Source organism: Lampropedia hyalina DSM 16112 (genome assembly GCF_900129055.1).
Taxonomy (GTDB): domain Bacteria; phylum Pseudomonadota; class Gammaproteobacteria; order Burkholderiales; family Burkholderiaceae_C; genus Lampropedia; species Lampropedia hyalina.
This window is the reverse complement of record NZ_FQUZ01000005.1, coordinates 1-25,430: the sequence shown is the minus strand read 5'-3', so window position 1 is coordinate 25,430 and position 25,430 is coordinate 1. Positions and strand designations below refer to the sequence as shown.

General features: G+C 62.1%; 24 protein-coding genes. 8 read left to right on the top strand and 16 right to left on the bottom strand.

What is annotated here, in order from left to right:
• The 7 genes from BUE21_RS02905 to BUE21_RS02875 all read right to left on the bottom strand — a co-directional run bounded on the left by BUE21_RS02905 (position 1) and on the right by BUE21_RS02875 (position 6,808).
• On the bottom strand, positions 1 to 1,293 hold the full coding sequence (locus tag BUE21_RS02905; protein WP_073354519.1) for an SLC13 family permease: 1,293 nt from the start codon (positions 1,291 to 1,293) through the stop codon (positions 1 to 3).
• 40 nt (positions 1,294 to 1,333) lie between these two features.
• Positions 1,334 to 1,633, bottom strand: a complete 300-nt coding sequence (locus tag BUE21_RS02900; RefSeq protein WP_073354518.1) for a DUF5666 domain-containing protein — start codon at positions 1,631 to 1,633, stop codon at positions 1,334 to 1,336.
• A gap of 96 nt (positions 1,634 to 1,729) precedes the next feature.
• Positions 1,730 to 2,659, bottom strand: coding sequence for a polyprenyl synthetase family protein (locus BUE21_RS02895; protein WP_073354677.1), 930 nt, complete (start codon positions 2,657 to 2,659; stop codon positions 1,730 to 1,732).
• A gap of 314 nt (positions 2,660 to 2,973) precedes the next feature.
• The gene (locus BUE21_RS02890) at positions 2,974 to 4,239 is read right to left on the bottom strand and encodes a glycosyltransferase family 87 protein (protein WP_073354517.1); all 1,266 of its coding nucleotides are present in this window, start codon (positions 4,237 to 4,239) and stop codon (positions 2,974 to 2,976) included.
• 12 nt (positions 4,240 to 4,251) lie between these two features.
• A complete protein-coding gene (locus BUE21_RS02885) occupies positions 4,252 to 4,890 on the bottom strand; it encodes an MBL fold metallo-hydrolase (RefSeq protein ID WP_073354515.1) in 639 nt (212 codons plus the stop codon).
• A gap of 29 nt (positions 4,891 to 4,919) precedes the next feature.
• Complete coding sequence (locus BUE21_RS02880) at positions 4,920 to 5,987, bottom strand: alpha/beta hydrolase (protein WP_073354513.1); 1,068 nt, start codon at positions 5,985 to 5,987, stop codon at positions 4,920 to 4,922.
• A complete protein-coding gene (locus tag BUE21_RS02875; protein ID WP_073354511.1) occupies positions 5,987 to 6,808 on the bottom strand; it encodes an exodeoxyribonuclease III in 822 nt (273 codons plus the stop codon). Before BUE21_RS02875 ends, BUE21_RS02880 begins: the two co-directional genes overlap by 1 nt.
• A gap of 16 nt (positions 6,809 to 6,824) precedes the next feature.
• Between BUE21_RS02875 and pyrE the strand changes: the two genes are divergently transcribed.
• The 4 genes from pyrE (at position 6,825) to tsaD (ending at position 10,283) form a co-directional block, all read left to right on the top strand.
• Positions 6,825 to 7,532, top strand: coding sequence for an orotate phosphoribosyltransferase (pyrE, locus tag BUE21_RS02870; RefSeq protein WP_073354509.1), 708 nt, complete (start codon positions 6,825 to 6,827; stop codon positions 7,530 to 7,532).
• A gap of 71 nt (positions 7,533 to 7,603) precedes the next feature.
• Positions 7,604 to 8,236, top strand: a complete 633-nt coding sequence (locus tag BUE21_RS02865) for a DUF4124 domain-containing protein (protein WP_084522749.1) — start codon at positions 7,604 to 7,606, stop codon at positions 8,234 to 8,236.
• Between the two features lie 89 nt (positions 8,237 to 8,325).
• Positions 8,326 to 9,144 (top strand): prolipoprotein diacylglyceryl transferase, encoded by an 819-nt coding sequence (gene lgt, locus BUE21_RS02860; RefSeq protein WP_073354507.1) that lies wholly within the window; start codon positions 8,326 to 8,328, stop codon positions 9,142 to 9,144.
• Positions 9,141 to 10,283: a tRNA (adenosine(37)-N6)-threonylcarbamoyltransferase complex transferase subunit TsaD gene (gene tsaD, locus BUE21_RS02855; RefSeq protein ID WP_084522747.1), complete on the top strand. Its 1,143-nt coding sequence runs from the start codon at positions 9,141 to 9,143 to the stop codon at positions 10,281 to 10,283. Before lgt ends, tsaD begins: the two co-directional genes overlap by 4 nt.
• Here tsaD and BUE21_RS02850 read toward each other — a convergent pair.
• A complete protein-coding gene (locus BUE21_RS02850; RefSeq protein ID WP_073354506.1) occupies positions 10,264 to 10,785 on the bottom strand; it encodes an Rrf2 family transcriptional regulator in 522 nt (173 codons plus the stop codon). The genes tsaD and BUE21_RS02850 overlap by 20 nt on opposite strands.
• Before the next feature lie 139 nt (positions 10,786 to 10,924).
• Here BUE21_RS02850 and BUE21_RS02845 point away from each other — a divergent pair, with 139 nt between their 5' ends.
• Positions 10,925 to 11,350 carry a PAS domain-containing protein gene (locus BUE21_RS02845; RefSeq protein ID WP_073354505.1) on the top strand — a complete coding sequence of 142 codons (426 nt, stop codon included), beginning with the start codon at positions 10,925 to 10,927 and terminating at the stop codon, positions 11,348 to 11,350.
• An 11-nt stretch (positions 11,351 to 11,361) separates the two neighbouring features.
• On the top strand, positions 11,362 to 13,020 hold the full coding sequence (locus tag BUE21_RS02840; protein ID WP_073354503.1) for a diflavin oxidoreductase: 1,659 nt from the start codon (positions 11,362 to 11,364) through the stop codon (positions 13,018 to 13,020).
• A 1-nt stretch (position 13,021) separates the two neighbouring features.
• On the opposite strand, the gene proX is transcribed toward BUE21_RS02840, so the two are convergent.
• Genes proX through proV form a run of 3 tightly spaced genes read right to left on the bottom strand, consistent with a single transcriptional unit; the run spans position 13,022 to position 16,562 of the window.
• The gene (gene proX / locus BUE21_RS02835) at positions 13,022 to 14,050 is read right to left on the bottom strand and encodes a glycine betaine/L-proline ABC transporter substrate-binding protein ProX (RefSeq protein WP_073354501.1); all 1,029 of its coding nucleotides are present in this window, start codon (positions 14,048 to 14,050) and stop codon (positions 13,022 to 13,024) included.
• Positions 14,051 to 14,094: 44 nt separating this feature from the next.
• Positions 14,095 to 15,300: a glycine betaine/L-proline ABC transporter permease ProW gene (gene proW / locus BUE21_RS02830; RefSeq protein ID WP_073354499.1), complete on the bottom strand. Its 1,206-nt coding sequence runs from the start codon at positions 15,298 to 15,300 to the stop codon at positions 14,095 to 14,097.
• Positions 15,297 to 16,562, bottom strand: coding sequence for a glycine betaine/L-proline ABC transporter ATP-binding protein ProV (proV, locus tag BUE21_RS02825; protein ID WP_073354672.1), 1,266 nt, complete (start codon positions 16,560 to 16,562; stop codon positions 15,297 to 15,299). The genes proW and proV overlap by 4 nt, the downstream gene beginning before the upstream one ends.
• A gap of 859 nt (positions 16,563 to 17,421) precedes the next feature.
• Between proV and fumC the strand changes: the two genes are divergently transcribed.
• The gene (gene fumC / locus BUE21_RS02820) at positions 17,422 to 18,816 is read left to right on the top strand and encodes a class II fumarate hydratase (protein ID WP_073354497.1); all 1,395 of its coding nucleotides are present in this window, start codon (positions 17,422 to 17,424) and stop codon (positions 18,814 to 18,816) included.
• A 176-nt stretch (positions 18,817 to 18,992) separates the two neighbouring features.
• On the opposite strand, the gene BUE21_RS02815 is transcribed toward fumC, so the two are convergent.
• The 4 genes from BUE21_RS02815 to BUE21_RS02800 all read right to left on the bottom strand — a co-directional run bounded on the left by BUE21_RS02815 (position 18,993) and on the right by BUE21_RS02800 (position 22,219).
• Positions 18,993 to 19,562 (bottom strand): OmpA family protein, encoded by a 570-nt coding sequence (locus tag BUE21_RS02815; protein WP_073354495.1) that lies wholly within the window; start codon positions 19,560 to 19,562, stop codon positions 18,993 to 18,995.
• A gap of 90 nt (positions 19,563 to 19,652) precedes the next feature.
• On the bottom strand, positions 19,653 to 20,915 hold the full coding sequence (rho, locus tag BUE21_RS02810) for a transcription termination factor Rho (protein WP_073354494.1): 1,263 nt from the start codon (positions 20,913 to 20,915) through the stop codon (positions 19,653 to 19,655).
• A gap of 392 nt (positions 20,916 to 21,307) precedes the next feature.
• Positions 21,308 to 21,640, bottom strand: coding sequence for a thioredoxin TrxA (gene trxA, locus BUE21_RS02805; RefSeq protein ID WP_073354493.1), 333 nt, complete (start codon positions 21,638 to 21,640; stop codon positions 21,308 to 21,310).
• Between the two features lie 105 nt (positions 21,641 to 21,745).
• Complete coding sequence (locus tag BUE21_RS02800; protein WP_073354491.1) at positions 21,746 to 22,219, bottom strand: RidA family protein; 474 nt, start codon at positions 22,217 to 22,219, stop codon at positions 21,746 to 21,748.
• A gap of 120 nt (positions 22,220 to 22,339) precedes the next feature.
• On the opposite strand from BUE21_RS02800, the gene BUE21_RS02795 reads away from it, so the two are divergent.
• Positions 22,340 to 24,979, top strand: a complete 2,640-nt coding sequence (locus BUE21_RS02795) for a DNA internalization-related competence protein ComEC/Rec2 (RefSeq protein ID WP_073354489.1) — start codon at positions 22,340 to 22,342, stop codon at positions 24,977 to 24,979.
• Positions 24,980 to 25,015: 36 nt separating this feature from the next.
• On the opposite strand, the gene BUE21_RS02790 is transcribed toward BUE21_RS02795, so the two are convergent.
• On the bottom strand, positions 25,016 to 25,430 hold a 415-nt coding region (locus BUE21_RS02790; RefSeq protein WP_143164391.1), incomplete at its 5' end, for an RNA-guided endonuclease InsQ/TnpB family protein.

Below are 25,430 nucleotides of genomic sequence, written 5' to 3'. Positions count from 1 at the left end.
CTATAACCAGCCCAAGGCTTGGAACCACCAGTATTGCAAAGGCAGCAGCAATACGAAGGTGATGGCTGCCAACACCAGTCCCAGGCGCAATGCGGCAGCGAGCGGGATGCCGCCCAGCCCCATGGCCACGATGATGGGCGATGCCTGGTAGGGCAGCAGTGGGGTGGCAAAGCCCAGCACCTGAATCATCAGCACGGTCATCAGCGGCAGGCCCGCAGCATCGGCCAGGGATTGGGCGAGCGGCGAGAATATGGCGGGCACGCCATTGGCCGTGACGACGAAGTTCAGCAGGGCCGTGATGCCGGTGATCGCGGCAAAGCTGGTGAACGGAGCCTGTGGGTCGAGCGGGGCCATGCGCAACAATGCCTGACCGATGGCCTCTCCCAGTCCGCTGTGCCCGACCAGTGCCGCCAGACCGAGGATGGCGGCGACATAGAGGGTCATGCGGTGATTGACTTCCTTGCCGAACGCCTCGCCACTGACAAAGCCGATGGAGGGCAGCAGGCACAGACATGCCGCCGCCAGCCCGACCCACGCCGGTGCAATGCCATGCAGGCTCTCGGTCAGCCAAAGCCCCAGCGTCACCACCAGCAAGCAGGCCAGACGCTTCTCGGCCCATGTCCACGGCTTGGCAGGCGCATCAATGGAGGGTGCCGACAGACGGTCATGGAACAGCCAGACGATGGACAGCCACAGCGCGATGCCCTTGAGCACACCCAGCACCGGCGCGTGCAGCATCAGGTAGGGCAGGTAGGAGAGGTGCAGGCCATAGTTGGCCTCAATGGCTCCTGCCATGACCAGATTGGGCACATTGGCGGGCAGGATGGAGGCAGAGAGCTGGAAGGTGCCGAAGCCTACCGCCAGTGCCATTCCGGTGCGGCCCGGACGGCCCGCTGTCAGCCCCACGCGGTCGGCCAGGGCCAGCACGATGGGCATCAGCAAGGCGATGCGCCCCATGTTCGAGGGCATGACGAAAGCCAGTGCGTAGGCCAGCCCGACCACCCCCAGCACCATGACCGGGTACGACACAGTCAGCCTTCCCGCGAAGACCCCTGCCATGCGCGCAGCCAGCCCCGTTTTGCTGATGGCCAGGCCGATGACATAGCCGCTGAGCACCAGCCAGAACGCCGCCGATGCAAAACCGGAAAACACCACCGATGGTGGAGCCAGTCCCAGCACCATGGCCAGGGCGAAGAACAGCAGCGCGGTCAGATATTCGGGCAACCTGCCGGTGGCCCACAGGGCGATGGTTGCGGCCACTACCGCACCGGTCAAGATCACGGAGGATTCCATGCGTTTCAACCGCCGCCGATATGCGGCTCAAAAGCCTGCGTCAAGGCTCCAGTGCGATGGCCTTGGCGGTGTAGAGGTTGCTGCCGGAGCGGTCGAATTCGACGGTGACTTTCTGGCCTTGCTTGAGGTTGGTGAAGGTTTGCAGTGCCTCGTTGTAGCGGGTCTCTGCGGTGGTCTGGAAGGTGATTCCGGCCACGACCAGCGTTTTGTTGCCCTGGTTCACCACATCCACCCGGCCCTTGAGGGTTTCGGCAAATGCTGCGGTGCTGGCGCAGGCGGCCAGCGCGACAGCGGCAGTGGTGCTCCAGAAGGCTTTGGCAGAGGGAAAGTGCAGGGACATGGTGTTACCTCGTCGGTACAGGGGTCAATCGGCTGGTGGAAATGAATGCACTATGGAGTTCGGACGGTGTGCCGGGGTTCCTGCCAGACTGCCTGCTCACTTGCGCCGCAACAGCAACTGTGCGGGCAATTCCCGCAGGGTCTGACTGTAGGGATTGTCCGGGAATGCAGCCAGGGCCGCAATGGCGCGTTCGGCTTCGCGGTGGGCGGCTTCGCGGGCCAGGTCGATGGCTCCGGTCTCGCGCACGATTTGGATGATGGCCTGCAACTGTTCGGTCTCGCCCTGTTCGATGGCATGGCGGACGATGGCGGCCTGCCCGGCTGTGCCGTGCTGCATGGCGGCAATCAGCGGCAGGGTGGCCTTGCCTTCGCGCAGGTCGTCGCCCACGTTCTTGCCCATTTCGGCGGGCGCGCCGTCGTAGTCCAGCACGTCGTCGATGATCTGGAAGGCCGTGCCCAGTGCCTGCCCATAGGTGGCGGCGGCGGCTTCCAGGGCAGGAGGGGACTGGGTGAGGATGGCCGCGACCTGGGTGCTGGCCTCGAACAGCTTGGCGGTCTTCGAGCGGATGACGTGCAGATAGCCCTGCTCGTCCAGCGCGGCATCGTGCATGTTCAGCAGTTGCTGCACTTCGCCTTCGGCAATGATGTTGGTGGCAGCGGCCACCACTTCCATGACGCGCAATTCGCGCGTGGCCACCATCATCTCGAAGGCACGGGAGTGCAGGAAGTCGCCCACCAGCACGCTGGCGGGGTTGCCGAACGTGTAGTTGGCGGTGGGTTTGCTGCGGCGCATGGTGGACTCATCGACCACGTCGTCGTGCAGCAGGGTGGCGGTGTGGATGAATTCGATGACGGCGGCCATCGCGTGGTGCTGGCTACCCTGATAACCCAGGGCATTGGCCACCAGCAGCAGCATGGCGGGGCGCAGGCGTTTGCCGCCCGCAGAGATGATGTAGTGCGCCACCTGCCCGATCAGGGGGACGCTGGTGGTGAGCCGCTGGGCAATCACCGCGTCCACCGCCTGCATGTCTGCTGCAATCAGATGAAGCCCGGTCTCCGGGGTGCTGGTGCTGTGCTGGGTGTTGGCTGCTGGTGTCACGAAAGACCTGTCATTTTTCTGGATGCAATGCTGGCATAACCCCGGAGATGGACTGCTGGAGGGAGCCGGCACGCAAGGTGCGATGTTGGTCAAAACCAATCGCGCATTATATGGACGTTCCGACAGTCCGACCGTGGGGTAGTCCATGGCCTTGGCAGGGGTGGGTACAGTCTGGGAACTGGTGAGGGAAGGTCTGCCAAATCCCACCTGGGCTGCATTTCCCCGGCGGGTGCGGGCTTGCCTCAAGAATTTGGCAAACTTTCCTTGGTGGGTAGCCGTGCCTGATGATCGTCCGGTATCGGTCTGGGGGTGGCTCGCCGCAGCACGCGCGCACTGCCGATGACCAGTGCAAGCAGCGCGGGCGCAGCCAATGACCATTCGGTGGATGGTTCCAGGTGGTTGATGCCTGATGATGACAATTCTTGGAATGCACCGAAAAAGAAGCCATAGCCGGTGGCCCACCACGACAGCAGGAGCAGGGCGATCAGTTCCCGGGAGGTGGCGTATTCGATGATGTCGCGCATCACCAGGGCCATGGCCAGTCCCAGCAGCGTCAGGTCGTAGTCATAGCCATAGGGGCTGACAAACAGCGAAGCCACGCATGCGGTGGCCGCGACCATGCGAGGCGGCAATGAACTGCGCCATGTGATGGCCAACATGACCAATGCCAGCACGGTTCCCACGGCATGCAGTGCAAAGGCGATATCAGCGGGAGTTCCCAGGGAGCGGAAAAAAGCGTACAGGGAGATCATTCTGAACAAAGGGTAATAGCCTTCGCTCAGAAATTGACCGGCTTCACGAACACCTCCCAGAAAGGCGGGCCAGATGCCGGTACCCAGCGCGATGGTGGCAATGGCCAGCGACAGGATGACGGTCAAGGCAGCCCACAGCATGCTGCTCCAGCGTTGGCCCAGCAGCGAAAGCAGGGCAAAGCCCGCCGCAAGATGCGGCTTGATGACCATCAGGCCCAGGGGAATGCCTGCGACCGGGCGTTGGCGGAGAAAACCCAGCAGAAAACTGCCCGCGAGCGCGGCAATCAGAAAGGAGTTCTGGCCGGTGCGCAGGGTCAACACCAGCGTGGGAATCGTGGCGATCAGCACACCGGGCAGATACTCCTTGGCCATCTGGCGCAATACCAGCAGGTAGCAGCAGAAACTGGCCGAAATGAACAGGGCATAGGCCACACCAATCGGCAACGATGCCAGCCCTTGGGTGAGCAGCAGGGCCGGGGGCGGGTAGGTCCAGGGCATGAAGTTCTGGGTGCCTGTGATTTCCTGCTGTGCGGCGAATGTGGCGGCTGCCTGATAGGTCGCATGCGCCTGCCCCTGGTTGGCCATGGTTCCGGCAATGTGGAAGGCATCGAAATCGGTCAGCACCTTGCTTTGCATGAGCAGGTGTGGGGCCTGAAACCGAATCGCAGAAATGGCGATCAGCGGGATCGAGAGGATCACCACCGCCATCCACAGCAGCCTGCTGGTGGCGACTTGAACACGCTGGCTTGGGTTCATTGCCTGGGGCCTTCAGGTGCCGCGCACGAAGGGGTTGCTGGCGCGTTCGCGGGCAAAGTCGCTGTCGGGGCCGTGGCCGGGGGTGAAGCGGGTGTCGTCGCCCAGCGGCCAGAGTTTGTGGATGATGCTGTCGATGAGCTGGTCGTGATCCCCACGCGGGAAGTCGGTGCGGCCGATGCTGCCGGCAAAGAGTACGTCGCCGACGAAGGCATGGCGGATTTGCGGGGCGTGGAAGATGACGTGGCCGGGGGTGTGGCCAGGGGTGTGGCGCACATGCAGCACTTCGCTGCCGATCTGCACGGTGTCGCCTTCGTCCAGCCAGCGGGTGGGGGTGAAGCTCTGTGCCAGTGGGAATCCGTAGGAGATGCTTTGCTGGGGCAGGCTGTCGATGAGGAACTGGTCTTGCGGGTGCGGGCCGATGATGGGCAGTTGCAGGCTTTGCGCCAGTTCACCGGCCGCACCCGCATGGTCGATGTGGGCGTGGGTGAGCCAGATCTGTTCGAGCTTCAGTCCCAGTTTCTGCACGGCGGCCAGGATGCGCGGCAGTTCGCCACCGGGGTCGATGACGGCGGCTTGCAGCGTCGCATCGTCCCAGACGAGCGTGCAGTTCTGCTGGAAGGGAGTGACGGGGATGGTGTGGTGTTTCAGCATGGGGTGATGGGTGTGATGTAGTGAGGGTGTTATTCGCGGCGCAGGCCGTAGTCGGCATCTTTCCAGGCCTTGGGCATGCTCATGTTGCCAACGGCCTGCATCAGCGAGGGCATCATGGTGTCGCCGTGGGTCAGGTCGGGCCAGAGGTGGAAGCTGGACTGGAGCTGTGGCCATTGCAGGGCCTGGAGCTGTTGCGCCATCTCGCGTGTACGGGTGATTTGCAGGCGCACGGTGTGGCGTTGGCCGGTGGGCGGGGCATTGGCCGGGCGTTCGCCGCTGGGTTCTTCCAGCGATCCGGCGTAGAGAAAGACGTTGGCACGCTGGTCTGCACCTTGCCGATAATGGTTCGGCTGGCTGGCGATGAAGTGGGCCTGCTCTTGCAGCAGCCAGGCATCGTGCCACCAGATGGAGGGGCTGACCGCGTAGTAATCGGTGAACAGCGCGGGGCGGGTGAACAGGGCGTGCAGCACGAACAATCCGCTGAGGGAGTGGCCGTACAGGCCCAGGCGTTGCGGGTTCAGTGGAATGCGTGCCATCCAGTCGGCCAGCAACACGTTTTGCAGAAAGTCCAGCAGCACATCGGCCCCGCCTTCGGGGGGCTTGACATCCGGGGCGGGCGGGGTGAAGTCGCGCTTGCGGCTGTCGCTGTGAAAGAGTGCGTCACCGGGATGGCCAATGCCGATGATGACGCAGGGTTCGCCGCGTACATAGACCGGGCGGGTCTGCTGCAAGCGTGCCCATTGTGCTGCCAGCGGAAAGATGGCATTGCCATCCATCACCACCAGTGCGGGATAACCCTCGGGCGGGGCCGGGAATTCCGGCATTTGCAGCCAGACGCGCCAGGTGTGGCCGGAGCGCGGGTCTTCCCAGTCCAGCCAGCCCGACAGGGGCAGTTGCGTGGGGTGCATGGGGTGGTCGGCCAGCGGGGATGTTGGCAGCGGGGAGAAAGTGCGGGAGTCGGTCATGGCGGTATCGGGGCGCAGGGCGCAGCCGCCCAGCAGCAACGCGCCAGCGGCGGCAGTGGTGCGCAGGGCGTGGTGCAGGAACAGGCGGCGGTCAGGCGCGTGGTCGGTCTGAAGGGAGAGGGGAGTGCGCATCACAGGTGGAAGTCATAGCCAATGGTGATCGGGGCGTGGTCGGAGAATTTCTGTTCTTTGTAGATGTGCTCGTGGCGCGCCAGCGTGGCCAGTGCCGGGGTGGCCAGATGATAATCGAGCCGCCATCCCACGTTGTTGGCATAGGCTTGGCCCCGGTTGCTCCACCAGGTGTAGCAGGCATCGGTGGCATCGGGCTGGAGCTGGCGATAGACATCCACCAGCGGGATGCGGCTGTGGGTGCTGTCGCCGAGCAGGCGGCTCATCCAGTCGCGTTCTTCGGGCAGAAAGCCGCTGTTTTTCTGGTTGCCGCGCCAGTTCTTCAGGTCGATGGCCTGGTGGGCGATGTTGATGTCACCGCACAGAATGAACTCGCGCTGGCGTTGCAGTGCATCGAGATAGGGGAAAAAGCCGTCCAGAAACCGGAACTTGGCCTGCTGCCGCTCTTCGCCAGAGGAGCCGCTGGGAAAGTAGGCACTGATGATGGAGAGCTTGCGCTGCGGGGTATCGAAGCGCAGTTCGATGCAGCGGCCTTCGGCATCGAACTCGCTGCCGTCCCAGCCATAGATCACATCGCTGGGGGCATGGCGGGTGTAGATGCCCACACCCGAATAGCCTTTTTTGTCCGCCAGTTGAAAATAGCCCTGCATGTCGCCCAGTTGCAGCAGTTGCGCTTTGCGCAGGTCAGGCTCTTGCGCCTTGACCTCCTGGACGCACATACAATCGGGGCGATGCTGTTCCAGCCACTGTGGCAACCCCTTGCTGACTGCGGAGCGAATGCCGTTGAGGTTCAGGCTGGTGAGACGGAAAAGCGATTGATTCATGAAACTCCCAAACAATATGACCGATTCCCACACCCCGCAACCGTTGCCGCAGGCACAGGACTTCGTGCAGTTTGCCATCGAAAGCGGCGTGCTGCGTTTTGGTGAGTTCATCACCAAGGCGGGGCGCAAAAGCCCGTATTTCTTCAATGCCGGGCTGTTCAACCAGGGCCATCAACTGGTGCGCCTGGGGCAATTCTATGCAAATGCCATCCTGCAAGGCGCAGTCGAGTTCGACATGGTTTTCGGCCCCGCCTACAAAGGCATTCCGCTGGCCGCGATTGTCACCGCAGAACTGGCCCGCCAGGGCCGCAGTGTGCCATTTGCTTACAACCGCAAGGAAGCCAAGGATCACGGCGAGGGCGGCCTGCTGGTGGGTGCGCCCCTGCAAGGTCGGGTGCTGATCGTGGACGATGTCATTTCCGCCGGCACGGCCGTGCGCGAATCGATGGCCCTGATCCGCGCGGCCGGGGCTACGCCGCACGCACTGGCCATTGCGCTGGATCGCCAGGAAAAAGCCACTGAAAACGGCCAGGACGTGCCCTACAGTGCCGTGCAGTACGCCCGCAGGCAAATGGGCCTGCAAGTGTGCGCGATTGCCACACTGACCGATGTGCTGGGGTATTTGCAGGCGGTACAGACAGACACTGCCACTGCGCCGCCGCTGCATCCTTACCGCGAGCAGGTGCAGGCGTATCGCCAGCGTTACGGGGTGGATGGCGTGTGACTGCAAGAACAGGAGTGCGGATGGTGGCAAGCAGCACGGCTCCTACATGCCTTCACCAGCCCGTCTTGTCGATGACATGGCGTGCGGTGCGGGCGGGTGGTGTGGGGCTGGTGCTGTCCTTGCCAATGCTGGTTCATGCTACCACTGGGGTGATCTACACTTGTGTGGATGCACAGGGACGTACCTTGACCTCCGACCGGCCCATCCTCGCCTGCATTGACCGTCCACAGCGTATTCTGGGGGCCGAGACGGGGCATGAAAAAGGCGTGTTGCCGCCCAGTTATACCGAAGAAGAGCGTGCGCAATTGCGCAGAGAAGAACAAGAGCGGCTGGAGCGGCAGCGGGAGGAACGGGATCTGCGCCAGCGGCACCGCATTCTGCTGATGCGCTACCCCGACAAGACCAGCCATGATCGCGCACGCACTGCTGCCAAGGAACAGGTGGGACAGGTGGTGGCCACAGCTGAAACAAGGCTGGAGGAATTGCACCAGCTGCAACAGAAGTTCCAGCAGGAGCTGGAGTTCTATGCCGGGGATGCCAGCAAGGCTCCGGCGGCACTGCGACGCAGGCTCGACGAGAACCGCCAGGACATTGCCGAACAGGAAAAACTCATCGCCAACCAGCAGACCGAACAACAGCGCATCGACAGCATGTACGATGCGGAACTGCAAACGCTGGAACAACTCTGGGCTACGGGACGCTGATTCACGCGCTTGCCGATTGTCGTGCTTTTATCAGAAATCCCCTCCTCCCCCGCACTTGTCGCCCGGCCCGCACGGGCACGGATTGAAACATGCTGACCTACCCTGACATCAACCCCATTGCCCTGCAACTGGGGCCGCTGGCCATCCACTGGTATGGCCTGACCTACATCGTCGGCTTCGTGCTGTTCATCGTGCTGGGGCGTTTGCGCCTTGGGCGGCCGCCGTATGACCGGCTGGTGCAGCAGGGCGTGTGGACGCGCAGCGATGTGGAAGACCTGCTGTTCATTGGCGTGCTGTGCATCCTGATTGGGGGCAGGCTGGGCTATGTATTCTTCTACAAGCCAGGCTATTACCTCTCGAATCCGCTGGAAATCGTGCAGATATGGACAGGTGGCATGAGCTTCCACGGCGCATTGATTGGCTCGATTTTCGCCATTCTGTTCTTCGCGCTGACGCGCAAACGCCCGTTCTGGCAGGTGGCGGATTTCGTCGCACCCTGCGTGCCGCTGGGCTTTGCCTCGGGGCGCATCGGCAACTTCATCAATGGCGAACTCTGGGGACGTTTCGCCCCGCCCGATCTGCCCTGGGGCATGGTGTTTCCACACAGCGGCAGTCTGTTGCCGCGCCATCCCTCGCAGCTCTACCAGTTCATGCTGGAAGGTGTGATGTTGTTCGTTCTGCTGTGGGTGTATTCCCGCAAGGAACGGGCACAGGGCCGTGTTGCCGCCGTGTTCCTGATGGGCTATGGGGTACTGCGCTTCATTGCCGAATTCTTCCGGGAGCCTGACAGCTTCCTGGGCCTGTTGCCGCTGAACATGAGCATGGGACAATGGCTGTGCGTGCCGATGATCGTGGGCGGTGCCGCCATCTGGTTCTGGGCGGGGCAACGCCAGGGTGTGAAGCCATGACGCTTGCCGCTGCCTCACTCGCTGCCAGCACCATCGATGCCGGGCCGGGCGGCAGACTCGTGCGGGTGCTGGGCATCGAATCTTCCTGCGACGAGACCGGCGTGGCCCTGGTGCAATACGAAGCCACGGCAGGCCCTACCACCGCGCAGCCTGCCGTGCCGCAGTTGCTGGCGCACGCCCTCTACAGCCAGATCGACATGCACCGCCTGTATGGCGGAGTGGTGCCGGAGTTGGCCAGCCGCGACCACATTCGCCGCGTGCTGCCGCTGACCCGCCAGGTACTGGCCGATGCCGCCGTGTCGCTGGAGCAGATTGATGTCATTGCCTTCACCAAAGGCCCCGGATTGGCGGGTGCGCTGCTGGTCGGTGCGGGCGTGGCCTGTTCGCTGGCCATGGCATTGCGCAAACCCGTGCTGGGCGTGCATCATCTGGAAGGGCATCTGCTCTCGCCTTTCCTCAGTGCCGACCCACCGCAGTTCCCGTTCGTTGCCCTGCTGGTGTCCGGGGGGCATACGCAACTGATGCGCGTCGAGGGCGTGGGGCAGTATGAACTGCTGGGCGAAACCATTGACGATGCCGCAGGCGAGGCTTTCGACAAATCTGCCAAGCTGCTCGGCCTGCCGTATCCGGGCGGGCCGATTCTCTCGCGCCTGGCCGAACAGGGCAACCCGCAGGCATTCGATTTGCCGCGCCCGCTGCTCAAGGGCAAGAACCTGGACTTCTCCTTCGCCGGCCTGAAAACCGCCGTGCTCACCCAAACCCGCAAACTGGGCCAAACCCCGGAGGCACTGGAGCCACACAAGGCCGATCTGGCTGCCAGCACCCAGGCGGCCATCGTCGAAGTGCTGGTGAAAAAATCCATGCTGGCCCTGCAACACACCGGGCTGAAGCGTCTGGTGGTCGCCGGTGGCGTGGGAGCCAACCGCGAACTGCGCCGCCAGTTGAACCAGCGTTGCCAGCGTGCCGGGGTGCGCGTGCATTACCCGGAGCTGCACCTGTGCACCGACAACGGGGCCATGATCGCACTGGCCGCAGCCATGCGCATACAGGCAGGCCAGCAGCAGCCCGATACCGACTATGCTTTCGATGTGCGCCCGCGCTGGCCGCTGGAGCAGATCGTCACTTCTGCTCAACCCTGACCGGGGCGATTTGCAGGCGTTGCAGCAGCACTTCCGTTGCCTGCCGTTTCCTGGTGGTTGCGCCGTGCGTGGTGTGCAGCAGATCGGCCAGCGTGTGCGTATCGAGCACTTCCAGAAACGCGGCCAACGCACGCTGCAACAGGTATTGCAGTGAACAGGCATTCTCCAGCACACAGGGCACGGCAGCGTGCTTGCCTGTGGCCGCGTCCGCTGCGCCATTGGACGCAAAACAGGCCACCAGGGCCATGTCCTCCTCCATCCAGCGCACCACATCACCAATGTGGATACTCTCGGCAGCTCGCCCCAGGCGGATGCCGCCGCCCTTGCCGCGCACCGTTTCGATAAAGCCGCCACGCCCCAGCTCATGCACCACCTTCACCATGTGGTTTTCTGAAATGCCATAGGCCGCTGCGATCTCCCGGATCGAGGCCATGCGTTCAGGCTGCATACCCAGGTACATCAGGGTACGCAGTGCGTAATCGGTGCGAAGTGTCAGTTTCATGCTTGAAGGTGTGCGGAATTTATATCTTTTGTCTCGGCTGTGTTTTTTTAAGATGTACAATAAATGTACCTTATGTCGATAGACCCATGAATCGCGTAGGGCATGTGGTTTTTCTGTTTTTTTCCATAGGATTACGGCCATGAGCAACCTCGACTCCCAGACCCTTCTCGCCTCCCTTGACAAAGTCATGGTGATCTCCACCACCGACCTGCAAGGCCACATCACCTACGTGAACGATCTGTTCTGTCAGCTCACCGGCTACAGCCGCGAAGAGTTGCTGGGCCAGCCGCACAGCATTGTGCGCGATCCTTCCGTGCCCAAGCCCGTGTACAAGCAGATGTGGGATACTATCAAGGCAGGCAATACATGGACGGGAATCATTCCCAACCGTGGCAAGGGCGGTGCACTCTATGTGGTGGACACTACCGTGCAGCCCCTTCGCAACGAACAGGGCGAAATCACCTCCTACATCAGCATTCGTCGCGTCATCAACGACCTGATGTCCGATTTTGAATCCGTCGAGTTTGCCAAGGAACAGTTCGACAACTATTACGACAAGGCATAAGAGACTTCAGCATGTCAGCATCCATCGGTCAAGTCACGGCAACCGGGCGCATCGTCATCGGCTACGGTTCTGAATCGGGCAACTCCCAGCATCTGGCGCAACGCCTGGCACAGGAGCCATTCATGCAGGCACTGGGCGAACGCGTCGAGCTACAGGAGCTTGGCATGGTGGATCCCCATGGTCTGGGGGTGCAAGACCGGCTCATCATCATCACCAGTTCCTTCGGTGATGGCGAGCCGCCGGCCAATGCCAGCGACTTTCTCGATGCCGTGCGCATGGCCGATGTCCTGCACGAGCTGCATTACGCCATCTTCGGGCTGGGCGATACCGCCTATCCCACCTTCTGCGGATTCAGCAAGGATCTGGACGAAACGCTGGAAAGCCGCGCCGCCACCGCCTTCGTGAACCGCGTCGATGCCGACTCCAGCTATGAAGTCTTTTTTCCGCTCTGGCGGGAAACCCTGTTCAAGGTGCTGCAAGGCGATGCCAAGGCGGGCAAGGCATTGAATCTGCGGGTCATGGCCTACAGCGAGAACAACAGCTATCCGGCTGTGGTGGTACAGCGGGAAACCCTGAATCGCCGCGCGCCACTGGCTTCGCACCTGCGGCTGGACATCAGCGGCAGTGGCATGTTCTACCGTCCCGGTGACACCCTCTACGTCGTGCCGGACAACCCACCCGAACTCATCGAACGCATCCTCTTTTGGCTGGAGCCGGATGCTTCAGCCCAGCCATTGCCCGATGACCGCAATCGCACGGCATTGGCCGGGCGTGAGCTGCGCCAGTTGGGCCGCGCCAGCCTGCGCGAACTCGCTCGCCTGTCCGGCAACGAGGAGCTGAAGGAACTGCTGAAAATCAGCCAGAAAAAACAGCTCGATGCCTACCTGTATGGCCGCGATGTACTGGACGTGCTGCAAGACTTCTGCTCGCCCGACACCGTGCGCCTCAACGATCTGGTGCGTCTGCTGCCCGAATGCCTGCCCCGCGCCTATTCGATTGCCAGCAGCGACCCCGACCACATTGACCTGTGCGTGCGCGATGTCGCCTACCACGCACGCGGGCGCGACTACCAGGGCATTGCCACCGGCCACCTCGGCCATGTGCAGGTGGGCGACACGCTGGGCGTGTTCACCCAGAGCAATCCATCTTTTCACCTGCCCACCGATACTGCACCATTGATTCTGGTCGGAACCGGCGTAGGCATTGCCCCATTCATTGGCTTTCTGGCGCAACTGGAGCAGACACACGTTCAGGGCCAGCCCATACCGCACACCAGCCTGTTCTTTGGCGACCGCCATGCCGACAGCGATTTTCTCTACCGGGAGCGACTGGAGCAATGGCAAGGGCAGGGCATCCTCCAGTCTGTGGTGACGGCATTTTCACGCGGCGACAGCCCCACGGATGCCGGGGGGCAGGCCAGCAGTGCCGCCACCGCCACCCCGCGCCGCTATGTCCAGCACGCCATGCTGGAACATGCCGACTCCCTCTGGGCATTGCTGTCCAAGGGTGCACGCGTCTATGTCTGTGGCAACAAGGCGTATTTGGGTCAGGCCGTGGAGCAGGCCCTGCACGACATCGCCCGCCAGTCCGGCGGACTGGACGACGAACAGGCCCACACCTTCGTGCAGAACCTGTTGCTGGAACAGCGCGTGAAGCACGAACTGTTCTGAGTTATTGCCCGGCCTGCTGTGCCTGGGCAATCCAGCCATCGAAAGTGGCCTGGTTGGCCTTGATCCAGCCGTCCACATGGCGGGCAATGGCCGCGCTGCTGTTTTCGCCCTGCTGCATGCGCAGGTTCTGGGCGTTCACGTCGCCAATGGGCAGTTGCATGACTTCAAACAATTTCGCTGCAGCGGGGTTTTTCGCGGCAAAGTCCTTGTTGGCGACGATGTGCTGGGTGTTGATGGGGAAGCCGTAGTTGGAGCCATCCGGCAGGGCGGTGTGGATGTCCTTTTGCTCGCCGGGCAGGCTGGAGAATGGCACTTGCAGCCAGACCACGTCGGAGCCGGGCTTGAGCACACCGCTGACCCAGTACGGTGCCCAAGTGTAGTACAGCACTGGCTGGCCCGCGCGGTAGCGGCTGATGGTGTCGGCAATCAGCGCGGAATAGCTGCCCTGGTTGTGGCTGACGGTGGCGCGCAGGCCGTAGGCATCCAGATGGTGTTCCACCACGGCCTCGCAGCCCCAGCCGGGGTTGCAGCCGGTCAGGTCGGCCTTGCCGTCGCCGTTGGCATCGAACAGTTTGGCAATCGCTGGCTCCTTGAGTTGCTGGATGTTGCTGATCTTGTGCGCTTGGGCGGTCTTGCGGTCAATCAGATAGCCTTGCAGGGCATTGGTGATGTAGGTGCCCTTGCGGTAGAACTTGTCGTCGCCACCGGCATTGCGGTAGAAGTCGTCGTGCAGGGGCCGCCAGTTCACGGCCATGAACGTGGCATCGCCATTGGCAATGGCCAGAAAACCGGTGACGTATTCGGTCTCCTGAATGCCCGATACCGTATAGCCCAGCCGCTCCAGTGCGCGAGCGACCAGCAGGGTCTGAAAAGTCTCCTCTGCCACTGAACTCTGGATGGGCTGCACGGTGATGCCCTTGCCGGGCAGAGCCGTGGCGGTCTGCGCTGTGGCAGCACCGCCCAGCCCGATGAGGCTGGCGGCCAGCAGGGTGGAAGAAAGCAGCGGGCGAAGGGAAAATGGCAATTTCATGGAATGGCTCCTTGCAAGGTCGAGAGGAAAGAAAAAGGGAGGATTCAACGTGTGGTGGTCTTGGTAGAGGTAGTGCCGCGTTGCAGGAGGCGGCGCACCAGCCCGACCGGGCCGCTGTGGTACCAGCGTTGCGCTGCACTGCCACGCCGGGCCTGGCCCATACTCTGGGTGATGCGGTCGAGCATGACGGCCAGCAGCACGATGCCCACGCCGCCCACGGTCGCCAGCCCCATGTCGAGGCGACCAATGCCGCGCAACACCATCTGGCCCAGGCCGCCTACGGCGATCATCGAAGCGATTACCACCATCGATAGCGACAGCATCAGCGACTGGTTGATGCCCGCCATGATGGAGGGCATGGCCAGTGGCAACTGCACTTTCACCAGCATTTGCCAGGGTGATGCGCCGTAAGCCTTGGCAGCCTCGATCAGATCGGGCCGTACCTGCCGGATGCCCAGGCTGGTCAGGCGCACCAGCGGGGGCAGTGCGAACACGATGGTGACGATCACGCCCGGTACGTTGCCGATGCCGAACAGCATCACCACCGGCACCAGATAGACGAAGGCGGGAGTGGTCTGCATGGCATCCAGAAAGGGGCGGGCGATTTTCTCGGCCCGGTCGCTGCGTGCCAGCACCATGCCCAGCGGCAGGCCCAGGGCCAGACAGAACAGCAGGGAGGTCAGCACCAGTGCCAGGGTAATCATGGCTTGCGGCCAGATGCCCAGCGCGGCAATCACCAGCAACGACAGCAGCGAGCCGATGGCAATGCCGCGCCCGGCCAGTTGCCAGGCAATCAGCGTGAGCAGGGCGATCATCCACGGTGCGGGGGCAAACAGCAGCGCGTCCTGAATGCCGCCCAGGGTGGCATCGATGGGGGCGCGCACAGCCTGGAAGAAGGGGCGGAACTGCGCCACAAACCATTCCAGTGCCTGGTTGATCCAGTCCTGCACCGGCAGGCTGCCATCCCAGAGCTGGCTCCACTGAAAGCCGGTTGCGGCAGGCGTGTGATCGGGCGCGGCAGACAGCCAGTCTGCTCCTGCATCGGCAGAGGGCGTGGCTGGCGTGTCGCTGGCCGTGCCCCAGGGGTTGCTGGTGGCCGGGGTGTTTGCCTGTTCGTTCGAGGCATCGGCCATGCTGCCCCAGGGATTGCTGCCCGCCGCATCGTCAAACGGGGCCGGTGTATTGGCCGACAGCCACGGATTGTCGGTCGTCGCGGCGGGGGCGGATTCAGGGGAAATGGCAGAACTCATGCGAAACCTTTCTCAGCGGAAACAGGGGCGGCGTGTGCGGCATCGAAACCTCCGGGGGGAATGGGTGGAGTGTCCCGATCCAGAAAACGCAGCAATCGGGTGCGGCTGATTGCCCCCTGAAAGCGGCCATCGCCAGCCACTACCGGCAACGGGTAGGCATGGGTGGCAGCGCGCCCCAGCAGATCGGCCACCAGCTCGTCGCTTTGCACTGGCGCGACATCGGGCAGGAAGGCGTGCTGCAAGGCCAGCGGCCCTTCGTGCCCTTCCAGCGCACTGCGCAGCGAATCGGTGGAGACGATGCCCCGGAAGCGGTGGCCTGCCGAGACCACATAGGCAAATTCCCGATCCCGATCCTGCAACATGCGCAGCGCGGCACGCGCACCGTGTCCGGCCTGCTCCTGCATGACGGGGTGCGCCCCGCTGACAATGTCGCCCGCCTTGAACACCACCGAGGCATCCACGCCCTTGATGAAGTGGCGCACATACTCGTTGGCAGGCTGGCGCAGAATTTCCTCCGGCGTGCCCACCTGCACCACATGGCCGTCCTTCATGATGGCAATGCGGTTGCCGATGCGCATGGCCTCGTCCAGATCGTGCGAGATGAACACGATGGTGCGCTGGCGGATTTCCTGCAAACGCAGCAATTCGGACTGCATTTCGGTGCGGATGATGGGGTCGAGGGCCGAAAACGCCTCGTCCATCAGCAAGATCGACGGGTCTGCCGCCAGCGCGCGGGCCAGCCCCACACGCTGCTGCATCCCGCCCGAGAGTTCGTCCGGGTAGCTGGCCGCCCAGCCGCCCAGTCCCACCTGCTCCAGCGCGTCCTGTGCGGCAGCCTGCCGCGTGGCCTTGTCCACACCGGCCAGCTCCAGTCCCAGCGCGGTGTTGTCCAGCACACTCATGTGTGGCATCAGGGCGAACGACTGGAACACCATGCTGATGTCCTTGCGCCGCAGTGCGCGCAATTCGCGCTCGTTGAGGGAATGGATGTCTTCGCCCTCCACGCGGATGGCTCCGCTGCTGGGTTCGATCAGGCGGTTGAGCATGCGCACCAGGGTGGATTTGCCCGAACCGGACAGGCCCATGATGACGAAAATCTCGCCGGCCTCAATGGTGAAGTGTGCGTCGTACACACCAATCGAATGGCCGGTTTTTTCAAGGATGGTGCTCTTGTCCAGCCCTTGCCGCGCCAGTGCTAAGGCCTGCTCCGGGTGCTCGCCAAAGACCTTGAAGACATGTTCGATCTGGATACTTTTGGCCACGTTCAGCATTCCTTTCTGTGGAAAATGCAGCACGCATACGCGCACTGGGCCTGCCGCATCGAATGCAGGCAGGCCACAATGCCTCTGGCAGCACACGCCCCGTGGCAGACCCTGTGACTGCATGAACAAGCCAACAGGAGCAGGGAGCCGACGGAAACGCCAGCGAAGAAAAGACGCTAAAACAAGCGAAAGCCTTCAGTCAAAAACCCGCCGTTCTTCGCAGAAGCGGCAAGGAATCTGGCTGCCGGGTGGCATCAGAAAGCATCTGAAGCCACACAAGCGATTGCTGTGAAAGGCGTTGAACACAACGCACCGCAGCAGTCGCCGGGCATCGGGTCGAGAAAACACGACCATCGGGGTGTCCATGCCTGCGCAGAAAACGCAGTGCATGGCGGTTGAAAGGTTCGTGCTTGCGCCCATCGGGCAGGCTCACAAACACGAGCGAAATTGAAATAAGCCGTTAATTATAGAATTTCTGAGGTAAAAGACCAGGACCTTTGCCAAATTGGCAAAAATTTGTCATATCGTGAAAAAGCAAAGGGCCGCAGCCAGCATTTCTGCAAAACAGCCCGTGGCAGCGTGGAAACACAAACTTTTTTTATTACCATACACCTGTTGCAGGGACTCTGTGCCAGCCATTCTCTGGTGCGTAGCCTGCAACCCCCGGTGCGAGAATCCTCCGAAGCCCACAGCAAGGATCAGGTCGCTCCTCCCCACCGGACTCACGGGATGACCTCGCCCAGAACCACAACGCGCCCGCCACCGGCTGGCGCGTTGTTGTGCCGCCTGCTGCATGGCAGGAGCGGGCAAAGGCCGTCCTCCTCCTGATTTCGTTCCACTTCCAAGAGACAAACCAACCATGAGTACGCAAGCCGTCCGCATCGAAAAAGACACCTTCGGCCCCATCGAAGTCCCTGCCGACAAACTCTGGGGTGCGCAGACCCAGCGTTCGCTGCAAAACTTCGATATCTCCGGCGAAAAGCAACCCAAGGAAATCATCAAGGCACTGGCACAGGTCAAGCGCGCTTCGGCTGCCGTCAATCACGCGCTGGGGCTGCTCGACGAGAAGAAAACCAATGCCATCATTGCCGCTGCACAGGAAGTCATCGAAGGTCAGCACCCCGATGAATTCCCGCTGGTGGTCTGGCAAACCGGCTCCGGCACCCAGTCGAACATGAACCTGAACGAAGTCATTGCCAACCGCGCCAGCGAACTGCTGGGCGGCGAGCGGGGCGAAAGCCGTCTGGTACACCCCAATGACGACGTGAACAAAAGCCAGTCTTCCAACGATGTGTTCCCCACCGCTTCGCACGTTGCGGCCGTGGATGCCCTGACCAACAAGCTGCTGCCTGCCATTGACGTGCTCAAGAACACGCTGGCACAGAAAGCCAAGGAGTTCGATCACATCGTCAAGATTGGCCGCACCCACTTGCAGGATGCCACGCCGCTGACGCTGGGGCAGGAGATTTCCGGCTGGGTGGCGCAACTGGAACACGGCAAGAAGCATGTGCAGGATGCACTGCCGCACCTCTACGAACTGGCACTGGGCGGCACGGCCGTCGGCACCGGCCTGAACGCCCCCAAGGGCTATGCCGTGGGGGTGGCCGATGAACTGGCCAGGATCACCGGCCTGCCATTCATCACCTCGCCCAACAAGTTCGAGTCGCTGGCCTCGCAGGATGCGCTGGTACATGCCCACGGCGCGCTCAAGACGCTGGCCGCCAGCCTGACCAAGATTGCCAACGATGTGCGCTGGCTGGCCAGCGGCCCGCGCAGCGGCATCGGCGAGCTGACCATCCCCGAGAACGAGCCTGGCTCCTCGATCATGCCCGGCAAGGTCAATCCGACCCAGAGCGAAGCTGTAACCATGCTGTCCGCCCAGGTGTTCGGCAACGACGTGGCCATCAACTTCAGCGGCGCGTCCGGCAATTTCGAGCTGAACGTGTTCCGCCCGGTGGTGGCCCACAACTTCCTGCAAAGTGTGCGCCTGCTGGCCGATGGCATCATCAGCTTCAACAACAACTGCGCGGTGGGCATCGAGCCGAACATTGCCCGCATCGACCAGTTGGTGAAAAGCTCCCTGATGCTGGTGACGGCACTGAACCCACACATTGGCTACGACAAGGCGGCCTTCATTGCGAAGAAAGCCCACAAGGAAGGCAGCAGCCTGCGCGAAGCCGCCGTGGCATCTGGCCACCTGACGGCAGAGCAGTTCGATCAGTGGGTCGTGCCTGAAAACATGGTGGGCCGCTGATGGCACTGCACATGGACTGCGCGGGCCGCAGTCCATGTGCATGATCTGTCAAAAGGTTGCCAAAGAAAAAGGCGGGTGATGAACCCGCCTTTTTCTTTGGTTTGCTCTTTGGTTTGCTGCGTGGCGCAAGAGAGTGATTCACTCTCTGTCCGCCATCGGTATCAGCGCATACCGCTTCAGTCGGTCACGCGCACTTCCACGCGGCGTGCTTCTGCTGGATTGCCGGTGCCGGTCAGGTTTTCTGGCTTGCGCAGTTCCAGGGTTTCTTCGGGCACATTCAGTCCGGTCAGGGCATCACGCACCGCGAAGGCACGTTGCTTGGCCAGTTCTTCATTCAATTCAACATTGCCGGTGGCATCGGTGAAGCCGGAAATCACGATCTTCTTGCCGGAGTTGGCGGCAGCCACAATATCCAGCAGGGCTTCTGCGGCGTTGGCTGGAATTTCGGCCTTGCCGGTGGCAAAGTAGAACTTGACGACGGCATCTTCCACCACCACATAGGCTTCATCTGCGCGGGCCTCTTCGGCCTGTGCCACGGGAGCTTCTTCTGTAACGGTGACCACGGTAACGGACTCCACTGCCACCACGGGCGGCGGTGCGTCGGCAGGCAGAGCCACTGCTGCCGGGTTCTGGCCTTTGGAGCTTTGTGCAGCCCCGAACCAGACCACGCCGATCACCACGGCGGCGATCAAGGCGGATACCACCAAAAGGGCGATGCGTGTTTCACTGTCTTTGTTTTCGGACATGTCGGTTCAACTCCTGTACTTGAAATCTGGGTGGATGGATGAGAACACCGCGCATTGTAGTGTCTGGATGGTTTGAATCCTGGTTGAAATTCAGCCGCCCCGGCGCATCATGTCGAAGAACTCGGAGTTGTTCTTGGTTTGCTTCATGTTCTTGAGCATCAGCTCCATGGATTCGATCTCGTCCATGTTGAACAGGAACTGGCGCAGGATGCGTGATTTTTGCAACACTTCCGGTGCCAGCAGCAGTTCCTCGCGGCGTGTGCCGCTCTTGGAGAGGTCGATGGCGGGGAACACGCGCTTCTCGTAGAGGCGGCGGCTGAGGTGGATTTCGCTGTTGCCCGTGCCCTTGAATTCTTCAAAGATCACCTCGTCCATGCGGCTGCCGGTATCGACCAGTGCGGTGGCGATGATGCTCAGCGAGCCGCCTTCTTCCACGTTGCGGGCCGCACCGAAGAAGCGTTTGGGGCGATGCAGGGCGTTGGCATCCACACCGCCGGAGAGCACCTTGCCCGATGAAGGCACCACGGTGTTGTAGGCGCGTGCCAGGCGGGTGATGGAATCGAGCAGAATCACCACGTCCTTTTTCAGTTCCACCAGACGTTTGGCGCGTTCGATGACCATTTCTGCCACATGGACGTGGCGGGTGGCCGGTTCATCGAAGGTGGAGGCGATGATCTCGCCCTTGACGGTGCGCTGCATTTCCGTCACTTCTTCGGGCCGCTCGTCCACCAGCAGCACCATCAGGTGCACGTCCGGGTAGTTGGCGGTGATGGAGTGGGCAATGTGCTGCATCAGCATGGTCTTGCCGCTCTTGGGTGGCGCGACGATCAGCGCGCGCTGGCCCCGGCCGATGGGCGCGATGATGTCGATGACGCGGCCGGTGATGTTCTCCTCGGCGCGAATGTCGCGCTCCAGCCGCATCTGCTCTTTGGGGAACAGCGGCGTGAGGTTCTCGAACATGACCTTGTGCTTGTTCTGCTCCGGCGGGCCGCCATTGACCTTGTCGAGCTTGGTCAGGGCAAAGTAGCGTTCTCCGTCCTTGGGGGTGCGCACTTCGCCTTCGATCATGTCACCGGTGTGCAGGTTGAAGCGGCGCACCTGGCTGGGGGAGATGTAGATGTCGTCGGTGCTGGCGGTGAAGCTGGTGTCGGGGCTGCGCAGGAAACCGAAACCGTCGGGCAGGATTTCCAGCACGCCATCGGCAAAGACCTGTTCGCCTTCCTTGGCGCGTTTCTTGATGATGGCAAACATCAGTTCCTGTTTGCGCATGCGTCCGGTGTTTTCGATGCCGAGTGCTTCGGCCTGCTTCAATACTTCAGACACGTGCAGTGCCTTGAGTTCGTTCAAGTGCATGAAAAAGACTCCCTTGGAGGGGATGTAGAAGAAAAATACAGAAAGTCTTGAAAAGGGGGGATGCCCGGACGCTGCGAATGCAGGTAAGAAGGCGTTTTTGGCAGGTTCCGCAACGGCTGGCGTGGGGAGAATGCGTGAACTGCCGGGAGATCAGCGAGGTGAGAGAGTGGCGTCTGGCTGATTCTGGGGGGTAATTATGACAGGAAATGTTTTCCGTTCGCCATGTTTTTGCGCTGCTGGGGTGTGTTCAGCCCCTGTTGCTGCGTTTCAGCAGCCATTGGTTGGTTTTTGGCGGCTGTGAACCCCATGAAGGTACCCAAAGACCATTGCCGCGAGGCTGGGAAGCCGCTGGCAATGGTCGGTTTGTGGTTTAAATGAGACGAGTGCGAGACTCAGGCCAGTGCGCCATCAATGAATGCCGTCAATTGTGCCTTGTTCTGCGCGCCCACTTTGGTGGCTGCGGGCTTGCCGTTCTTGAACAGGATCAGTGTAGGGATGCCGCGAATGCCGTACTGGGCGGGAATATCGCGGTTTTCATCGACGTTGATCTTGGCGATTTGCAGCCTGCCTTCATAAAGGGCAGCCAGTTCGTCCAGAACCGGTGCGATCTGGCGGCAGGGGCCGCACCATTCGGCCCAGAAGTCCAGCAGGACGGGAACGTTGGAGTCCAGAACGTCGCTCTGGAAGCTGTCTTCGCTGACGTGTTTGATGAGTTCACTTGCCATTTTTCTACTCTTTTACTCGTTTGAAACAGAAACAATATCGGGGTCTATTTTGACAGCATCTCGCCGGGAGTGTGTGAAATTGCTTCGCGGGGATGCCGTGGGCGGTCAGGCCGGGGTTTCGGGCGACAACTGGGCGATCAGCTCGATTTCCACGGCCACGCCCAGTGGCAGTTGGGCCACGCCGAAGGCACTGCGGGCATGTGAGCCTTTCTCGCCGAAGACCTGGGCGATCAGCTCGCTCGCACCATTGGTGACCAGATGGTGTTCGGTGTAGTCTGGTGCGGAATTGACCAGGCTGAGCACTTTGACAATCCGTTCCACGCGGTCGAGGTTGCCGCCCGTGGCAGCGTGCAGCGTGCCCAGCAGGTCGATGGCGGTGGCGCGGGCGGCCTGCTGGCCTTCTTCGGTGCTCAACTCCTGCCCCAGCTTGCCCACCCAGGGCTTGCCGTCCCTGCGGGAGATATGGCCACTCAAAAACACCAGATTGCCGCTCTGCACAAAAGGCACATAGGCAGCGGCCGGGGTGGCGACGGGGGGGAGCTGGATATTCAGTTCGTTGAGTTTGTCGTAAATGCTCATGGCGGGCTTTCTTGAGAATGATCGAATGCTTCTTTTATATCATGCGTGGCTGGTATGTGCGGAGGTGTGGATTTGGTCGGATGGCCAAGCAGGCCCATCCGGGAAAGGCAATGGGGGCACATGGAGGATTGGCAGGCACGGTTTGCAGCCCGTGGTGTGGCAGGCTATGGCATGGGGCTGGGGGTGCTGGCCGGTGCCTTGTGGCAGATGCGCCAGCCGCAACTGTGGTCGGCGGCGACCTATGCTGTGCTGGCATGGGTTGCGCTGGTAGTGTGGGTGGCATGGTTATGGTGGGGGCGCAAGCACAAGCCGTCTGTGGCGTGGAGCGGGGTGCTGGCATTTCTGGTGGGTGCTCTGCTGTTGTTTGCCTGGGCTGGCTGGCGTGCGCATGGGGAGTCTCAGGAACGCCTGGACCCGGCACTCGAAGGCGTGGATGTGCGCATCGTCGGTGTGGTGGATGCCTTGCCGCGCGTACAGCCCGATGGGGTGCGGTTTCGGCTGGCGGTGCAAGAAGCGCGTCGGGTGGACAATGCCACGGCAGTGGCTGTGCCGCGTCGGGTGGATGTAGGCTGGTATGCCAGCAGCCGCTTCATGCAGCAGCCACCGACCGACGCACTGGCCATGCCCCCGGCCTTGCTGGCGGGCGACCGCTGGGAGATGACCGTGCGGTTGCGGGAACCCCACGGCAGCTTCAACCCCCACGGGTTTGACCACGCGCTCTGGCTGTGGGAGCAGGGGATTCACGCCACGGCGTATGTGCGCCTGGGCGAGGCGGTGCAGCCGCCGGTGTGGCAGCAGTCACCGCCGTGGTGGCGATGGGACTGGCAGGTGGAGCGTGCGCGGCAACGCATGCGCGATGCGATTCTGGCGCATCTGGCCGAGAATGGGCCGGGTCAGGATGCGGCACAGTGGCAACGCGCCAGCGGTGTGGTCGCGGCACTGGTGACGGGCGACCAGCGTTTGATCGATGCACAGGACTGGGAGGTGTTTCGCACCACCGGCGTGGCGCACCTGATGGCCATTTCCGGCCTGCACATCACCATGTTCGCCTGGCTGGCCATGCAACTGGTGGGGCGGCTGTGGCGTGGCAGTCGCCGCCTGATGCAGTGGCTGGCTGCGCCGACGGCCGCCGTGCTGGGCGGGGTGTTGCTGGCGAGTACCTATGCCATCTTCAGCGGCTGGGGCGTGCCTGCCCAGCGCACCACCCTGATGCTGGCGTGTTGGGCGTGTCTGCATCTGGCAGGGGTGCGCTGGCCCTGGCACGGCACCTTGTTGCTGGCTGCGGTGGCCGTGGTGGTCTGGCAGCCGCTGGCACTCTTGCAGGCGGGGTTCTGGCTCAGTTTTGTGGCGGTGGCAGTGTTGCTGGTCATGGCCGAACGCCCATTGCCTGCACAGGTACAGGCCGTGGCACAGGAACCGCAGGCACCCGCATGGTGGCGCGGCGGCCAGGCGGTGGGGCAGTGGCTGGCCGATCTGGTGCGTTTGCAATGGCGCATTTCGCTGGTGCTTGCACCGCTGACGGTATGGCTGTTCGGTCAGGTTTCCATCGTGGGTTTGCTGGCGAATGTGCTGGCGATTCCGGTCGTGACCTTTGTGATTACGCCATGGGCCATGTTGGGCAGTGTGTTGCCGCTGGCCTGGACGGGAGCCGCCCATGCCATGCAGTGGCTGGGCGTGGTGCTGGAATGGATGGCGCACTGGCCAGGAGCCATGCAGCATCTGCCAAGGGTACCGTGGCCGCTGGCCGCCGTGTCATTGGGGGCAGCCATTGCGCTGGTGTTGCCTGCTCCCTGGTATTGGCGGGCGCAGGCCGTACCGGTGCTGGCCATGCTGTGGTTCTGGCAACCGGCCCGACCCGCGCGTGGTGAATTCCAGTTGCTGGCCGCCGACGTGGGGCAGGGCAGTGCCGTGCTGGTGCAAACCCGGCAGCACAGCCTGTTGTACGACAGCGGTCCGCGCTATGGTGGCAGTGCAGGCAGCGACAGCAACGCTGGCAATCGCGTGCTGGTTCCGCTGTTGCGTGCCCTGGGCGAATCCCCCGATATGCTGGTCTTGAGCCACAGCGACACCGATCACGCAGGCGGTGCAGCCGATGTACTGACGGCTTTTGCCCGCACCCAGTTGATGGCTCCTTTTGTATCCCCCGACTTTGCTGCCATGTCCCGACCGGAGGCACCGGCCCCATCCGGCTGCGACACCCGCGTGCAGTGGGAGTGGGATGGCGTGCAGTTCACGGTGCTGCACCCTCTGCCGCCAGGACAACGGTGGCAGGACTGGATTGCGCCTGCCTCTTTTGCCGCCGCGCTTTCCCTGCCGTGGCAACCCGGCCAGCCGCCTCGGCATGCCAGCGAACAGGCCACTGCGGACAATGCCCAAAGCTGTGTGTTGCAGATACGCGCGGCATCGGGAACCGTGGCCTTGCTGACCGGCGACATCGGCCATGTGCAGGAGCTTGACCTGGGTTTGCGCCACCCCAGCGGCTTGCGGGCAGATTTTCTGCTGGTGCCACACCACGGCAGCCGTGGCTCCTCATCGGCCCGTTTCATCCGTTTGGTGCGCCCTTCGGTGGCGGTGGTGCAGGCTGGGCATCGCAATCCGTTCGGCCATCCCGCCCCAGAGGTCTTGCACCGTTTTGGAGCCGAGAATATACCCGTGTGGACAACGCCCATTTGTGGTGCATTATTCTGGTGGTCGTGGCAACCCCAAATGGTGCAATGCGAACGCGAGGTGAACCGCAGGTTCTGGCACCCGCCTTCATGATGACACGCTCTGGTGATACTTGACATCCTCCCCTGCCTAAAGGCATGAGATTCCTCCTGCGAGACGGCAATGCCCTGCCGCGAGAATGTTGCGTGCTGCGTTCACGTCGCGCTCGTGTACCGCCCCGCAGTCGCTGCACGTCCATTCTCTTATTCCAAGACCTGCGATACCTTTGGGCCTCGACTGTGGCAACGCGCCACAAGCCGAACAGGTCTGGGTTGAATACGCTTCGTTCACTTCCTCAAAAACCACTCCGGCCTGATGGCACTTGTATTCCAAAGCGGTTTTCAATGACGACCAGCCCGCGTCCAGCGTGCTTTTGGCTATGCTGGTTTTGACAAGTTTTGCACTGGCCACGTCGCCCACGAAAATGGCGGCGTTGTTTTTTACAAGGTTCGTTGTGAACTTGTGAATTTCGTCTTTTCGGCGGTTGGCTATCTTGGCGTGAATC

Excerpts from the sequence above, each read along its gene's own strand:
- BUE21_RS02895 (WP_073354677.1), bottom strand. The coding sequence starts at position 2,659 with ATGCAGGCGGTGGACGCGGTGATTGCCCAGCGGCTCACCACCAGCGTC.
- BUE21_RS02890 (WP_073354517.1), bottom strand. The coding sequence starts at position 4,239 with ATGAACCCAAGCCAGCGTGTTCAAGTCGCCACCAGCAGGCTGCTGTGG.
- BUE21_RS02885 (WP_073354515.1), bottom strand. The coding sequence starts at position 4,890 with ATGCTGAAACACCACACCATCCCCGTCACTCCCTTCCAGCAGAACTGC.
- fumC (WP_073354497.1), top strand. The coding sequence starts at position 17,422 with ATGAGTACGCAAGCCGTCCGCATCGAAAAAGACACCTTCGGCCCCATC.
- BUE21_RS02795 (WP_073354489.1), top strand. The coding sequence starts at position 22,340 with ATGGAGGATTGGCAGGCACGGTTTGCAGCCCGTGGTGTGGCAGGCTAT.
- trxA (WP_073354493.1), bottom strand. The coding sequence starts at position 21,640 with ATGGCAAGTGAACTCATCAAACACGTCAGCGAAGACAGCTTCCAGAGC.
- BUE21_RS02900 (WP_073354518.1), bottom strand. The coding sequence starts at position 1,633 with ATGTCCCTGCACTTTCCCTCTGCCAAAGCCTTCTGGAGCACCACTGCC.
- BUE21_RS02815 (WP_073354495.1), bottom strand. The coding sequence starts at position 19,562 with ATGTCCGAAAACAAAGACAGTGAAACACGCATCGCCCTTTTGGTGGTA.
- BUE21_RS02905 (WP_073354519.1), bottom strand. The coding sequence starts at position 1,293 with ATGGAATCCTCCGTGATCTTGACCGGTGCGGTAGTGGCCGCAACCATC.
- proX (WP_073354501.1), bottom strand. The coding sequence starts at position 14,050 with ATGAAATTGCCATTTTCCCTTCGCCCGCTGCTTTCTTCCACCCTGCTG.
- BUE21_RS02800 (WP_073354491.1), bottom strand. The coding sequence starts at position 22,219 with ATGAGCATTTACGACAAACTCAACGAACTGAATATCCAGCTCCCCCCC.
- proW (WP_073354499.1), bottom strand. The coding sequence starts at position 15,300 with ATGAGTTCTGCCATTTCCCCTGAATCCGCCCCCGCCGCGACGACCGAC.
- BUE21_RS02875 (WP_073354511.1), bottom strand. The coding sequence starts at position 6,808 with ATGAATCAATCGCTTTTCCGTCTCACCAGCCTGAACCTCAACGGCATT.
- lgt (WP_073354507.1), top strand. The coding sequence starts at position 8,326 with ATGCTGACCTACCCTGACATCAACCCCATTGCCCTGCAACTGGGGCCG.
- pyrE (WP_073354509.1), top strand. The coding sequence starts at position 6,825 with ATGACCGATTCCCACACCCCGCAACCGTTGCCGCAGGCACAGGACTTC.
- rho (WP_073354494.1), bottom strand. The coding sequence starts at position 20,915 with ATGCACTTGAACGAACTCAAGGCACTGCACGTGTCTGAAGTATTGAAG.
- tsaD (WP_084522747.1), top strand. The coding sequence starts at position 9,141 with ATGACGCTTGCCGCTGCCTCACTCGCTGCCAGCACCATCGATGCCGGG.
- BUE21_RS02845 (WP_073354505.1), top strand. The coding sequence starts at position 10,925 with ATGAGCAACCTCGACTCCCAGACCCTTCTCGCCTCCCTTGACAAAGTC.
- BUE21_RS02865 (WP_084522749.1), top strand. The coding sequence starts at position 7,604 with ATGACATGGCGTGCGGTGCGGGCGGGTGGTGTGGGGCTGGTGCTGTCC.
- BUE21_RS02840 (WP_073354503.1), top strand. The coding sequence starts at position 11,362 with ATGTCAGCATCCATCGGTCAAGTCACGGCAACCGGGCGCATCGTCATC.
- BUE21_RS02850 (WP_073354506.1), bottom strand. The coding sequence starts at position 10,785 with ATGAAACTGACACTTCGCACCGATTACGCACTGCGTACCCTGATGTAC.
- BUE21_RS02880 (WP_073354513.1), bottom strand. The coding sequence starts at position 5,987 with ATGCGCACTCCCCTCTCCCTTCAGACCGACCACGCGCCTGACCGCCGC.